Source organism: Mycobacterium sp. 1165196.3, from assembly GCF_001673415.1.
Taxonomy (GTDB): domain Bacteria; phylum Actinomycetota; class Actinomycetes; order Mycobacteriales; family Mycobacteriaceae; genus Mycobacterium; species Mycobacterium europaeum_A.
The window spans coordinates 1-13,515 of the sequence record NZ_LZLU01000119.1 but is presented as its reverse complement, the minus strand read 5'-3'; the positions used below and the strand labels follow the sequence as shown (position 1 = coordinate 13,515).

13 protein-coding genes are annotated in these 13,515 nt (G+C 69.4%); 5 read left to right on the top strand and 8 right to left on the bottom strand.

The window, feature by feature from the left end:
- Positions 1–39 precede the first annotated feature (39 nt).
- The 3 genes from A5659_RS12930 to mmsB are packed head-to-tail and all read left to right on the top strand — an operon-like array spanning position 40 to position 3,639.
- Entirely contained in the window at positions 40–1,560 is a 1,521-nt protein-coding gene (locus A5659_RS12930) for a CoA-acylating methylmalonate-semialdehyde dehydrogenase (RefSeq protein WP_066860448.1), read from the top strand.
- Between the two features lie 14 nt (positions 1,561–1,574).
- Positions 1,575–2,741 (top strand): acyl-CoA dehydrogenase family protein, encoded by a 1,167-nt coding sequence (locus A5659_RS12925; protein WP_066860451.1) that lies wholly within the window; start codon positions 1,575–1,577, stop codon positions 2,739–2,741.
- Positions 2,742–2,754: 13 nt separating this feature from the next.
- Positions 2,755–3,639: a 3-hydroxyisobutyrate dehydrogenase gene (gene mmsB / locus A5659_RS12920; RefSeq protein ID WP_067181578.1), complete on the top strand. Its 885-nt coding sequence runs from the start codon at positions 2,755–2,757 to the stop codon at positions 3,637–3,639.
- Between the two features lie 12 nt (positions 3,640–3,651).
- On the opposite strand, the gene A5659_RS12915 is transcribed toward mmsB, so the two are convergent.
- Genes A5659_RS12915 through A5659_RS12895 form a run of 5 tightly spaced genes read right to left on the bottom strand, consistent with a single transcriptional unit; the run spans position 3,652 to position 8,625 of the window.
- The gene (locus tag A5659_RS12915) at positions 3,652–4,158 is read right to left on the bottom strand and encodes a MarR family winged helix-turn-helix transcriptional regulator (protein WP_066860458.1); all 507 of its coding nucleotides are present in this window, start codon (positions 4,156–4,158) and stop codon (positions 3,652–3,654) included.
- An 8-nt stretch (positions 4,159–4,166) separates the two neighbouring features.
- On the bottom strand, positions 4,167–5,228 hold the full coding sequence (locus tag A5659_RS12910) for a histidinol-phosphate transaminase (protein ID WP_067181575.1): 1,062 nt from the start codon (positions 5,226–5,228) through the stop codon (positions 4,167–4,169).
- Positions 5,228–6,247, bottom strand: a complete 1,020-nt coding sequence (locus tag A5659_RS12905) for a 3-oxoacyl-ACP synthase III family protein (protein ID WP_067181572.1) — start codon at positions 6,245–6,247, stop codon at positions 5,228–5,230. The genes A5659_RS12910 and A5659_RS12905 overlap by 1 nt, the downstream gene beginning before the upstream one ends.
- 7 nt (positions 6,248–6,254) lie before the next feature.
- Positions 6,255–6,902, bottom strand: coding sequence for a hypothetical protein (locus A5659_RS12900; protein WP_066882261.1), 648 nt, complete (start codon positions 6,900–6,902; stop codon positions 6,255–6,257).
- Positions 6,883–8,625, bottom strand: coding sequence for a thiamine pyrophosphate-binding protein (locus A5659_RS12895; RefSeq protein ID WP_231997822.1), 1,743 nt, complete (start codon positions 8,623–8,625; stop codon positions 6,883–6,885). Before A5659_RS12895 ends, A5659_RS12900 begins: the two co-directional genes overlap by 20 nt.
- 80 nt (positions 8,626–8,705) lie before the next feature.
- On the opposite strand from A5659_RS12895, the gene A5659_RS12890 reads away from it, so the two are divergent.
- Positions 8,706–9,401, top strand: a complete 696-nt coding sequence (locus A5659_RS12890) for an ABC transporter ATP-binding protein (protein ID WP_066860475.1) — start codon at positions 8,706–8,708, stop codon at positions 9,399–9,401.
- Complete coding sequence (locus A5659_RS12885) at positions 9,398–11,902, top strand: ABC transporter permease (protein WP_067181565.1); 2,505 nt, start codon at positions 9,398–9,400, stop codon at positions 11,900–11,902. The genes A5659_RS12890 and A5659_RS12885 overlap by 4 nt, the downstream gene beginning before the upstream one ends.
- Here the strand turns inward: A5659_RS12885 and A5659_RS12880 are convergent.
- From A5659_RS12880 to A5659_RS12870, 3 genes are all read right to left on the bottom strand, one after another.
- On the bottom strand, positions 11,889–12,515 hold the full coding sequence (locus tag A5659_RS12880) for a class I SAM-dependent methyltransferase (protein WP_067181561.1): 627 nt from the start codon (positions 12,513–12,515) through the stop codon (positions 11,889–11,891). The genes A5659_RS12885 and A5659_RS12880 overlap by 14 nt on opposite strands.
- Positions 12,512–13,078 carry a DUF4389 domain-containing protein gene (locus A5659_RS12875; RefSeq protein ID WP_066882268.1) on the bottom strand — a complete coding sequence of 189 codons (567 nt, stop codon included), beginning with the start codon at positions 13,076–13,078 and terminating at the stop codon, positions 12,512–12,514. Before A5659_RS12875 ends, A5659_RS12880 begins: the two co-directional genes overlap by 4 nt.
- Before the next feature lie 23 nt (positions 13,079–13,101).
- Positions 13,102–13,515 (bottom strand): NAD(P)/FAD-dependent oxidoreductase (locus A5659_RS12870; RefSeq protein WP_197497995.1); only part of this gene is annotated, 414 nt, incomplete at its 5' end.

Here is a 13,515-nt window from a genome sequence, read left to right as displayed (position 1 = left end):
AAGTATCCGCTTAAGCGCTCAACCACACCCGAGGGCCCCATGACCACACAGATTCCGCACTTCATCGATGGGCAGCGCACCGCCGGCCGGTCCGGCCGCAGCGCTGACGTCTTCGACCCGAGCACCGGGAGCGTCCAGGCCACGGTGCCGATGGCCGGCCAGGCCGACATCGATGCCGCGGTCGCCTCGGCCGTCGAGGCCCAAAAGGGTTGGGCCGCAACCAATCCGCAGCGGCGCGCGCGTGTCATGATGCGCTTCATCGAGCTGGTCAACGCCCACAACGACGAGCTGGCCGAGCTGCTGTCGCGCGAGCACGGCAAGACGCTGGCCGACGCCAAGGGCGACATCCAGCGCGGCATCGAGGTCATCGAGTTCTGCATCGGCATCCCCCACCTGCTCAAGGGCGAGTACAGCGAGGGCGCCGGGCCCGGCATCGACGTCTACTCGCTGCGCCAGCCGCTGGGCGTGGTCGCCGGCATCACCCCGTTCAACTTCCCGGCGATGATTCCGCTGTGGAAGGCCGGCCCGGCGCTGGCCTGCGGCAACGCGTTCGTGCTCAAGCCCAGCGAGCGCGACCCGTCGGTGCCGGTTCGGCTGGCCGAGCTCTTTCTGGAAGCGGGCCTGCCCCCGGGCGTGTTCCAGGTCGTGCACGGCGACAAGGAGGCCGTCGACGCCATCCTGAACCACCCCGACATCCAGGCCGTCGGGTTCGTCGGCAGCTCCGATATCGCCCAGTACATCTACGCCGGGGCCGCGGCCACCGGCAAGCGCTCACAGTGCTTCGGCGGCGCCAAGAATCACATGATCGTGATGCCCGACGCCGACCTGGACCAGGCCGTCGACGCCCTGATCGGCGCCGGCTACGGCAGCGCCGGCGAGCGGTGCATGGCGATCAGCGTCGCGGTCCCGGTCGGGGACAAGACCGCCGACCGGCTGCGCGCCCGGCTCATCGAGCGGATCAACAACCTGCGCGTGGGCCACAGCCTGGACCCCAAGGCCGACTACGGACCGCTGGTGACCGAAGCGGCCGTGGCACGGGTGCGCGACTACATCGCCCAGGGGGTCGACGCGGGTGCCGAGCTGGTGATCGACGGCCGCGACCGCGCCAGCGACGACCTGACGTTCGGCGACGCCAACCTCGAGGGCGGCTTCTTCATCGGTCCCACCCTGTTCGACCACGTCACCCCCGACATGTCGATCTACACCGACGAGATCTTCGGGCCCGTGCTGTGCATCGTGCGCGCGCACGATTACGAAGAGGCGCTGCGGCTGCCGTCGGAGCACGAATACGGCAACGGCGTGGCGGTGTTCACCCGCGACGGCGACGCCGCCCGCGACTTCGTCTCGCGCGTGCAGGTCGGCATGGTCGGGGTCAACGTGCCGATCCCGGTGCCGGTGGCCTACCACACCTTCGGCGGTTGGAAGCGGTCCGGTTTCGGCGACCTCAACCAGCACGGCCCCTCGTCGATCATGTTCTACACCAAGACCAAGACCGTGACGTCGCGGTGGCCGTCCGGCATCAAGGACGGCGCCGAGTTCGTCATTCCCACAATGGATTAGGCCGGCTGTTTCTCATGGCTTCTTTTACCCTCAACGACGACGAACGGGTGATCACCGAGACGGCCGCCGCGTTCGCCGCCAAGCGCCTCGCCCCGCACGCCCTGGAATGGGATGCGGCCAAACATTTTCCGGTCGACGTGCTGCGCGAATCCGCCGAACTCGGCATGGCGGCGATCTACTGTCGTGACGATGTCGGTGGCAGCGGACTGCGCCGCCTCGACGGGGTCCGCATCTTCGAGCAGCTGGCCATCGCCGACCCGACCACCGCCGCGTTCCTGTCCATTCACAACATGTGCGCGTGGATGATCGACACCTTCGGCACCGCCGAGCAGCGCAAGGATTGGGTTCCGCGGCTGGCGTCGATGGACGTCATCGCCAGTTATTGCCTCACCGAGCCCGGCGCCGGGTCCGACGCCAGCGCGCTGAGCACCCGCGCCGTCAAACAGGGTGGCGACTATGTGCTGGACGGCGTCAAGCAGTTCATCTCGGGCGCGGGCGCCTCGGACGTCTACGTGGTGATGGCCAGGACCGGCAGCGACGGCCCGCGCGGCATCTCGGCCTTCGTGATCGAAAAGGGCACTGCGGGGCTGAGTTTCGGCTCACTCGAGGAGAAGATGGGCTGGCACGCCCAGCCCACCGCCCAGGTGATCCTGGAAGGCGTCCGGGTGCCGGCCGAGGCGATGCTGGGCGGCGCCGACGGCGAGGGCGCCGGGTTCGGCATCGCGATGAACGGGCTCAACGGCGGTCGGCTCAACATCGCCGCGTGTTCGCTCGGCGGCGCCCAGGCCGCCGCCGACAAGGCCGGGGCCTATGTCCGCGATCGCCAAGCGTTCGGGTCGTCCCTGCTCGACGAGCCGACCATCAGGTTCACCCTGGCCGACATGGCCACCGGCCTCGAGACATCGCGAATGATGTTGTGGCGGGCGGCCAATGCGCTGGACGAGGACGATCCCGACAAGGTCGAGCTGTGCGCGATGGCCAAGCGCTACGTCACCGACACCTGCTTCGAGGTCGCCGACAAAGCCCTGCAGCTACACGGCGGCTACGGCTACCTGCGCGAGTATGGTCTGGAAAAGATCGTGCGCGACCTGCGGGTGCACCGAATCCTGGAAGGGACCAACGAGATCATGCGGGTGGTCATCGGCCGGGCCGAAGCCGCACGGGTCCGCGCAACCGCATAGAAGGGTCTTTCAGATGACCGAACACCTGACGGTGGCCTTCCTGGGCCTGGGCCACATGGGTGGGCCGATGGCGACGAATCTCGTTGCGGCCAAACACGCGGTGCGCGGCTTCGATCCGGTGCCCGCCGCGCTGTCCGCGGCGACGGAGGCCGGCGTCACCGGGTTCGGCAGCGCCACCGACGCGGTGGCCGGGTCGGACGTCGTCATCACCATGCTGCCCAACGGGGAGCTGGTCAAACGCTGTTACGCGGAGATCCTGCCGGCCGCTCGACCCGGCGCTCTGTTCATCGACAGCTCGACGATCTCGGTCAACGATGCCCGCGAGGTGCATGCGCTGGCGGAATCCAACGGCGTCGCGCAGCTCGACGCGCCCGTCTCCGGCGGGGTGAAGGGTGCCGTCGCCGGCACGCTGGCCTTCATGGTGGGCGGCGACGACGCCGCGCTGCAGCGCGCGCGACCGGTGCTGGAACCCATGGCGGGCAAGATCATTCACTGCGGCGCGGCCGGGGCCGGCCAGGCCGCCAAGGTGTGCAACAACATGGTGCTGGCGGTCCAGCAGATCGCGATCGGCGAGGCGTTCATCCTGGCCGAGAAGCTCGGGCTGTCCGCGCAGTCCCTGTTCGACGTCATCACCGGGGCGACCGGCAACTGCTGGGCCGTGCACACCAATTGCCCGGTGCCGGGGCCGGTTCCGACGTCGCCGGCCAACAACGACTTCAAGCCGGGCTTCGCCACCGCGTTGATGAACAAGGACCTGGGCCTGGCGATGGACGCGGTGTCGTCCAGCGGTGCGGCGGCGCCGCTGGGTACCCACGCCGCCGAGATCTATGCGAAATTCGCCGCCGACCACGCCGAAAAGGACTTCAGCGCGGTCATCGAGATGCTGCGCGGCAGCTGAGAACCGCCGGGCTCAGAAGTCACCGGCGTTGCGCCGCAACGTTTCAATGCACGCCGCCAGGTTCTGCGATTCCGTGTCGGTCATCCCGATGTCGGCGAACACCTGCTTGTTGAGGGTGACGGTGGCGTCCTCGACCGTGGAGCGGCCCAGGTCGGTGATCGCCACCAGCGTGGTGCGCCCGTCGGTGGGGTGCGGCACCCGTTGCACCAGCCCGTCGGCCTCCAGCCGACGGATCGCGTGGGTCACGCTGGTGACGTGGACCTGCAACCGGTCGGAGGCCTTGGTGATGGGCAGCGCCCCGGTCCGGCTGAATGCCAACAGCCGCAGCAGTTCATACCGGGAGAAGCTCAGGTCGTAGGGGCGCAGCGCCGTCTCGACCCGCGCCAGCAGGATCTGGTGCGCGCGCATCACCGAGGTCACCGCCACCATGCCCGGTGCCACGTCGCCCCACCCGGCGCGCTCCCAGTTGGCCCGCGCCGCGGCGATCGGATCACGCTTTTCCGGTTGTGATTGCGCCACGCCCCTTCTTACCGCACTTGGCGCCCGGGTGTGGCCTTTCCCAACGCCGAGAGCACCGCCGTCGTCGACGCTCGGCTGCCCACGGTGATCCGCGCGCCACCGTCCGCGTAATACCGCACCCGCGGCCCGCTGTCGCCGAAAACCTCACGCCACGACCGATACCGCCCGCCGCCGGACGGCAGATACATGAAATTCGCGTGCGCGTCGGTGGTGTGGATCCCCATCGCGCTCAGGCGGCTCCGCAGATGGCGGCGTTCGGCGGTGATCAACCGGATCCGGCGCAGCAGTTCGTCTTCCGCGTGATAGGACGCCGCGACCGCGAGCAAGCTGGTGATCGCGATGCCGAACGGCAGCTGCTGGGACCACAGCATCCGGGCCAGCTCCGTCGACGCCACCCCGTAGCCGATCCGCAGCCCCGCCAGCCCGTAGGCCTTGGAGAACGTCCGCACCACCACCACGTTGGGGAAACGCGCGACCAACGCCGCCACGTCGAAACGGTGCTCGACGGCGGTGAACTCGATATAGGCCTCGTCGAGCAGCACCACGGTGTCGCGCGGCACCCGGCGGAGAAACCGGAAAACGGCGGCCCTGGGCTCGATGGTGCCGGTCGGGTTGTGCGGCCGGCACACCACCACCACGCGGGCCAGCGCGGCCGCGTCGGCCAGCGCGTCGAGGTCGTTGTGACCGCGCTCGTCCAGCGGCACGAGTGACGGATTGAGCCGCGCCATCTGCGCGACGATCGGATAGCCGTCGAACGTCGGCGATGCCATCGCCATCGTGTCACCCGGCGACGTCAGCGCGCGCAGCGCCTGCAGCACGACGCCGGTCGCCCCCGCACCCAGCACCACCCGGTCGGCGGGCACACCGATGTGCGCGGCGATCACGTCGCGCAGCCGTTCCGGCAGGAACTCCGGATACCGGTTCGCCGCGCGAACGGACCGGATCAGCGCGGCACGGACCGCCGGTAGCGGGGGAAACGGATTCTCGTTGAGCGACAAGGCAAACGGATCCACCGCGTTGGGCAGCGCTTCGCGGATCTCGCCGTCCATCAGGCCCGGCACCGCGTGCATCAGCCTCGACCACCCCAGCGCACCGCGGCCGCGCCGGCGAAGTCGCCGGCATGCGCGAACGCCGCCATCATCACCACGTCCCCGGCCGCGAGCTGACCACCGGAGACGGCGCGGTCCAGGTTGATCGGGATGCCGGCGCCGAACAGGTTGCCGCACTCGTCGAACGTGTCACGGTGTCTTGATTTCGGCACCTCGAGCGCGTCACGCCAGTTGCGCAGGAACGCCCGATTGGGCTGGTTGGTGACCAGCAGGTCGATGTCCTTGGCGGCCAAGCCGATTCGATCGCACACCGCCAGCGCCACCTCGGGGACCTGCCGGTTGCCGCGGGCCAGCACCTTGGTGATCTTGCTTTCGGTGAAACCGATGCTGCCCTCGCCGGGACCGGCCTGCCACCACTTGCGGGGCGGGTCGTAGGACAGCGTCATTTCGCCCGCGTACTCGCCGTAGGTGCGGCACTCGATGTCCAGGATGGGTGAGTGGCCGCCCACCGTGACCAGCCCCACCGCGGCGCCGTCGCCGGGCACCGCGGACTGCGCCTTGCGGCGAATCGTCGGCTGATCGAAGAACTGGCCGGCCGCGTTTTGCGCGATCGCGATCAGCGCGGTGTGCCCTTCGCCCGCGGCCAGCAGTTTGCGAGCCACGTTGAGCGCCAACACGAATGCGGCGCAGCCGCCGTTGTTCAGGTCGAGCACCCAGGACGGTCGCATGCCCAGCCGGTGCGCGATACCACCGCCCTGGCCGTAGAACGCCATGTCGGGCACCTGGGTGTGGGTGATCAGCACGTCGGCGCCTGCGACGGCGTCGTGGCCGTGCCGGTCGATCAGGCCCTGGGCGGCGCGTTCGATCATGTCGATGGAACTCTCGTCCGCGGCGACGTGATGGCGGAACTTCGGCGCGCGGAACATCACATTGTCGCGCAGGTCGTCGGATTCGGCGAATTGCGCGTAATAGTGGGCGGGGATCGGCTCACCCGGCAGGTACGTGGAGACGTCGATCAGGCTGACGCTTGGGCCACCCATGGCCCGCTCACCTCATCCAGACGGGCGTCACCGGCAGCCCGTTGCGGTGGCGGTACTCGGCGATCGCCTTGAGGTTGCGCAGCTCCAGCAGATGGCCGGCGCCGAACATGTCCCAGAAGTCGCCGACCCACACCGGGCGCTGGGCGGGCGCGGTCTCGGGATACGGGTTGTGATCATAGAATGGGTGGTGGCAATTCGTCCACAGCACAACCGATCCCGGCTTGTCGAGGACCGTCGCCGCGTCGACGACGCGCATCAGGTAGATCATCCACAGGTGCTTGCCCTGGTCCCAGGCGCAGTGGTAATCCACGGTCCGGGCCTGCGCGTTGGCGACGGTGCGGGTGTAGATCTTGGTTTCCGAGCCCAGCCGGTCGTGGGCCAGCCACAGCCCGGGTTCGTCCGTGGGTGTGAAGCCGCGCAGGCTGTAGGTCCACTCCTCCAGACTGCGGGTGTCGGCCATGTACTCGTACAGCTCGTCGGGTGGGCAGTCGATGTAATCGTTGACGGTGCAATACTGTCCGAAGACCTCATCGTGCGGGTATACCGACCGCATCATGTCCATGATGATCGGCGTGGCCTTCTCCCTGGGGCTGGTTTCGATGCGGGTGACGCCATCGATCAGGTCGGGGATATCCTCAAGCGCTGGCGGCGACATTGGTCTGGTTCTCCTTAACACGCGAAATGTGCTCCGCGGCAGCGCGTTTGACGTGCGTAGCCGCGAGAAACGGCGCAAACGGCGGGATCTCGTCGGCGTCGCACTCGACGCTGACCACCGCCGGACCGTCGATGCCGAGCGCGGCGCCCATGGCCACCGCGAATCCATCGACGTCGTTGACGTCCACCGACGTCAAGCCCGGGAACATCGCCGCCAGCCCGGCCCCCAGCCGGCTGGGACGAAAACGGTTGTAGCTGTACAGGTCGTCATAGAACAACTGCTCACGGGTCACGCACATGGCGTGCGCGTTGTTGTTGAACAGGACGAAGGTCATCGGTAATCGATATTGCACGGCGGTGTGCACTTCCATGCCGTGCATGAAGAATGCGCCGTCACCGGCGATCACGACGGTATGGCCGCCGGGCCGGCCACTGTTGTTGCGGCCGAACGACATTCCGATCCCGGCCCCGAAGCTGTAGCCCATGCCGCCCATGCCGAGCGCGACGGCGAACCTGCCGCCGCGGCGTGCCGGCAGGTAGTGAATCGCGGCGGCGCCGGTGTTGCCGGCGTCGACCACGATGTCGGCCCCGTCGGGCAGGACGCGGTCCAGCACCGCCATGGCGTCGCGGTACCGCAGGCCCGGCCCCGCGCAGGGCGGCGGCGTCAGCTCGGTGGGCCGCAGCGGGCCCGGCACCCGCACCTTGGCGGGCCGTCCCGGACCGGACAGCGCCTGGGTCAGCATGCGCAGCGAGCCGCGCAGGTCGTCGGTGTGCACGTGCGGGCATGCCACATAGGGCGGCGCCGACCCGAGCGAGACCGTCGGCACCGCCGCCAGAGCGTCGTCCAGCCCGGTGCGCGCGGTGACCGACAGGCGCGTGCCCACGACCAGGCACACGGCGCTGCCGGCCACCGCTTCAGCCACGCCCGGGTGGCCCATGACGCCGGTCACCCCGAGCGCGGACGACGATCCGAGGCCGGGTGTGCCGGCGACGTCTTTGGCGTCGGGCACGGTGGCCACCCGCGCCCGCAGCACCGCCCGCAGGGCTTCGAGCTCGGCGCGGGCGTCGTCGCGGGCGACCTGCTCGCCGACGATGATGGTCACCGGGCCGCTGGCGCCGCGCAGCATTTCGGCGATCGAGTCCGGATTGCCGATGGGACGCGGGCCCTCGACCGGCCGCCCATTCTGCGCGCAGTCCAGGGTCGCCTGCTGAATATCCTTGGGCAGCAACAGAACCGCCGGGCCGCCGCAACGTGCCGCGGCGATCGCCCGGGGCAGCAGCCCGCCGATGTCGGCGGGCGTACGCAGCCGGCGGCAGAACAGCGACACCGCCGAGAACAACGCCTCGGCGTTCGGCGACCCGTTGACGCCACTGGTGTCCTGGAAGCTGCCCTGACCGTCCATCGCGGCGGCGGGCTGGCCGACCAACGCCAGCACCGGCACCCGGCTGGCCAGCGACTCGCCCAGCCCGGCAACCAGGTTCAGCGCTGCGCCACCCGAGGTCGCGGCCACCACGCCCAGCCCGGCCCCGCTGCGGCTGTACCCGTCGGCCATGGTGGCCGCCGAGAACTCGTGCTTGGCCAGCACGGCGTCGATGCCGGGGCGGAAGTGCGCGGCGTCGTACACGTCCTCGATGTTGGCGCCGTCCACACCGAAGAGGTGGTCGACTCCGATTGCCGCGAGGTGCCCGACGATGTGGTCGGCCACCCGGTACCTGCCGGGCATGCCTGAAGGAACGAGGTAGGCACTCGGTCGGTTCATTGCTCGTCCATGAACCGTTCACCGGTCACCATCGTGGTGTTGAGATGACCATCGAACTGCGCAACGTGGTGCGCGAGTACCGGGTCGGCGGTCAGACGGTGCGGGCGCTCGACGAGGTCAGCCTGTGGCTGGCGGACGGGCAGTTCGTGTCGGTCGTCGGGCCCTCGGGGGCCGGGAAAAGCACGCTGCTGCACCTGCTCGGGGCCCTGGATTCCCCCGATTCGGGAACGATCGCGTTCGACGGCGAAGAGATCGGGCGACTCGGCGACGAGCAGCAGTCGCGGTTTCGCCATCACCGGGTGGGCTTCATCTTTCAGTTCTTCAACCTGTTGCCGACGCTGTCGGCGTGGGAGAACGTGGCCATTCCCAAGCTGCTCGACGGGGTCCGGCTGGGCGCCGCCAAACCGGAGGCGATCCGGCTGCTGGATCGCGTCGGGCTCGGCGACCGGACCGGGCACCGCCCGGCCGAACTGTCCGGCGGTCAGATGCAACGGGTCGCGGTGGCGCGCGCGTTGATGATGAACCCGCCGCTGATTCTCGCCGACGAGCCCACCGGAAACCTGGACTCCGCCACGGGGGCGTCCATTTTGGCGCTGTTGGCCGAGGTGGCGCACGAGGACGCTGCGGGCCGGCTGGTGGTGATGGTGACCCACAACGCCGACGCGGCCGCGGCCACGGACCGGGTGATCACCCTGCAGGACGGTCGGGTCGGCTCCGACGTGCTGGCGGGCGCCGGGTGAAACCCGGATCGGCGATCACGGCCACGGCGAGCAGGCTGCGGGTCTTCAGCCTGCGCGAGCTCACCGTACACAGGCGCCGCACGGTCGCGTCGATCTCCGTAATGGCGGTATCGGCAGCGTATTTGGTGGCGGTATTCGGCATCTTCGGGTCGATCACCGGGTCGGTGAGCCGGCTGGCCGACGGGATCGCGGGCGTCGCGGCGCTCGAGGTGTCGGGCATCACCGACGCCGGATTCCCCGACTCGATCCTGGCCGAGGTGGCCGCGGTCCCGGGCGTGGCGACCGCGGCGCCGATGATTCGAACGTCGGCGACCACGCCGTCGGGGCCCGTGCTGCTGCTGGGCGCCGATGCGAGCACCACCGCCCTGGGCGGGGCGTTGACAGACGCGGTGTCCCGACCCGTGCAGGCGCTGTCCGCGACGCCGTCCGGCGTTCAGGTCGGGCCGCGGGTCGGCTACGCGAAAGGCCAGGCGTTCCAACTGGGTTCGGCCTCGGTCACGGTGACCGACGTGCTCGCGGGCAAGCAATACGCGAACCTCAACGGCGGGCATTACGTGCTCGCCCCACTCGCCTTGGCGCAGCACGCCGCCGGCCGCACCGGCCAACTCGACTCGATACTGATCACCACCAAGCCGGGCGCCGACCTCGGAGCCGTTCGCGCCGCGGTCACCGGCGCGGTGAATGGTCGCGCGATCGTGGCGGCCCCCAGCTTCCGGGCGGCCCGCGCCGGTGACGGGGTCAAGCTGATGAACTACATGGCCCTGCTGGGCGCCGCGGTGGCGTTGGTGGTCGGCGCGTTTTTGATCTACACCACGATGACGATGGCGATCACCCAGCGCCGGCCGGTCATCTCGATGCTGCGCGCCATCGGCGGCCGGCGCGTCGCCATCGTCGGCGACATGCTCGCGGAGGCCGCGGTTCTCGGCCTGATCGGCGGGGCCGTCGGGTCCGCGTTGGGAATTGTGGCGGCCCACATCGCGATTCGCCGGTTGCCCCCGGCGGTGACGCAAGGGCTCGAAGCCCGCGTCGAGTACTGGTTGCCCGGCTATGCGCTACCGCTGGCGCTCGCGGTGACGGTGCTCACCAGCGTGGCGGCCTCGGCGATGGCGGCGCGTCAGGTGTACAAGGTTTCGCCCATCGAGGCGCTGGCCCCGGTCGGCGCCTCGGCGGCCGACGTCGTGCCACGGTGGTTGCGCGTCGCCTGCGGGGTCGGCGCCGTTGCGGTGATCGCGGTGGCTGCGGTGCTCGTCACCGGCCAGCGCGGCAGCTACGCCGTCGTCGCGATGGCCGCCCTGTTGGGCGCGCAGATCGCCCTGGGCTTCGCGCTCACCAGGCCCATCGTCAACGCCGCGGCGGCGACGGCGCGCACGTTCGGATCGTTCGGAGCGCTCGCGGCGGCGACGATCCAACGCGCGCCGCGGCGCGTGTGGGCGACGGTGATGACCGTGCTCATCGGGGTCCTCACCACCGTCGTGATCACCGGTACGAACGCCGACATGATCCGGTCGGCCCGTAGCATCTTCGCGCCGGTCGCCGACACCGACGTCTGGGTGAGCGCAGATCCCCCGGACAGTTACCCCACCGACGCTCTGCCACAAGGCCTTTCCGGCAAGATCGCCGCGCTTCCGGGGGTGGCGCGAGTGACCGAGGGCGCCTTCGGATTCGCCGTCGTCGGCGGCACCCGGGTGCTGCTCGACGGGTTCGCCACCGGCAGCAACGATGCGCTGTTCGGAGCGCTCGACGAACGAGTGCGCTCCGAGGTGCTCGCCGGCCGGGGCGTGGTGCTCACCCAGAATCTGGGCGCGATCCTGCACCTGCGGGCCGGTGAGCCCCTGCGGCTGCAAACGCCGCACGGCGCACGGGAGGCGACCGTGCTGGCCCTGGTGCCGTTCTTCTCGACGGTCATCGGCACGGTCGGGATCGACCTGGATCACCTGCGGGCGTGGTTCGATCGCCCGGCGGCGACGACGCTGCAGGTCGTCGCCGCGCCGAAGGTGAACCGGCAACGCCTGGTGGCCGCGGTCCGCGCGGCGGTGCCCGCGCCGAACCACGTGTACGACGGTGCCGCGGCGCTGGCGGGGCTGCAGGCCCCCCTGCATCAGAGCATGTTCATCGCCAACGCGGTGTGGATCATCGTCGTGACGGTGGCCGCGGTCGCACTGCTCAACACGTTGACGCTGTCGGTGATCGAACGCCGCCGCGAGATCGGCGTGCTGCGGGCAATGGGTTCCAGTCGGCGATTCACCTTGCGGATGGTCCTGGCCGAGGCGGCCGGAATCGGTGTGGTGGGCGGCGTTTTGGGGCTTGCCCTCGGACTGACCGACCAGTGGCTGTTCAGCCGCATCAGCCGGGACATCATGAACTTCGAGGTCGGCTTTCGGCTGAGCCCGCTCGCGCTGGCCTTCACTCTCGGTGCGCTCGCGATCAGCCTGCTCGGCTCGGTGCCACCGGCACGGCGTGCGGCGCACCTGTCCATCATCGAGGCGGTCAGCGTCGAGTGAGGATGGCGAATCCCTGCAGATGGGGTTTGCACGGGAAGGGCACCGGCGTTCGCGGAACGCTGCGCAGCGCGGTGGTGTCGAATCCGGCCGCGGCGATCGCGTCGCGGGTTCGCCGGTTCGGCTCGCAACCGCCCGCCAGCCACGACCAGGGCCGGGCGATCAGGTCCTGGAACCGGCCCGTCGCACCGTCTCCGCGCACGTGCTCGAGGACGACGAGCCGGCCCCCGGGGACGAGGACCCGCCGGATCTCGCGCAGGGTCGCGGCCACGTCGTTGACCGAGCACAACACCAGCCCAATATGCACGGAATCGAAAGCGTTGTCCGGGAAGGGAATCGCTTCACCGACGCCCTCGACGATGTCCACCGCGATGCCACGGCGTTGCGCGAGCCGCCTGGCCATCCGCCGAAACGTCGCCTCGGGTTCCACCGCGGCGACCGACGTCACCGCCGCGGGCAGAAACTTCAGGTCGGTTCCCGGCCCCAGGCCGAGCATCAACAGCCGGCCGGTCGCGTTGCTCAGGGCGGCCCGCCGATACCGGTGGTAGAACAACCGGTCGAAAATCGGCTGGCCGACCCGGTACACATGCAGGAACAGGAATTGCCGGAGCGTCATCGGCCGCCCAGATCCATTCGGAACGGCGGATATTCGTCGCGCATCAACGACACGTACACCGCCACCCGGTAGCGCCAGCGCACCATGCCCATCAGCAGATCGAACATGCCCTGCGGGATGGTTCCGGTGCACAACAGCGCCACCGCGGAGATGACGCAGAGCACCTGTAGCGGCGCCTCCATCGACCAGCACAGCAGGACCTGCGGGATCGCCAGCAGCCACTTCACCAGCACCGCCCAGTTTTTCAGCCGGTCCGGGTAGTCGACGGTAAGGTCTCCGGGGTAGTCGGGCCGGGACGCAAGGGTGAACGGCGGGTACTTGTCGGTGCTGTTCATCGGGAATCGGTAGTTCATCACGCGCCACGACCAGCGCAGCACCCCGACGTTGAACTCGAAGAGCGGCCGCGGATACCGCCCGGTGCACAGGATCACCACGCCCGCGGCCACGGTCGAGAGCGGATACACCAGGTAGAGCAGGATCAGGATCGGGTAGTGCGGCAGGGCCAGCACGCACCACTTCAACAGCCAGAGCCAGCGCGAGGGCAAGTCGAAATCGCCTCGCACCCTTACGGATTCGTCCGGTTCGTTCACGGGCTCGACGGGATCTTCGCCACTACCCCCAAGTTTCGGCTGATTTGAGCGGACATCCGGCGATGGCTCGTCAAGCGCAGAAACGTCGTCAGCGCCGAGGTCTGCAGCCGGTCCGAGATCAGGGCGGCCGGTCTGAGCACGCGCTCACCGTGCGACACCGGCAACGACGCCGCCCACGACACGGCCATGACCCGCCGTCGCCGGGTCTTCTCGTAGGACCGCAACGCACGCGAAACGTCTTCGCCGCGAACGTTTGTCGCACGACGCACGCCCGCCAGTGCCCCGCACAGCACCATGGTGTCGAGCAACGCCTGGTTGGTGCCCTGAGCCAGGGTGGGCGGCATCGTGTGCGCGGCGTCGCCGAGCAGGGTCACCGGGCCTTGGCCCGCGCGCGGGATCGGATGGCGGAA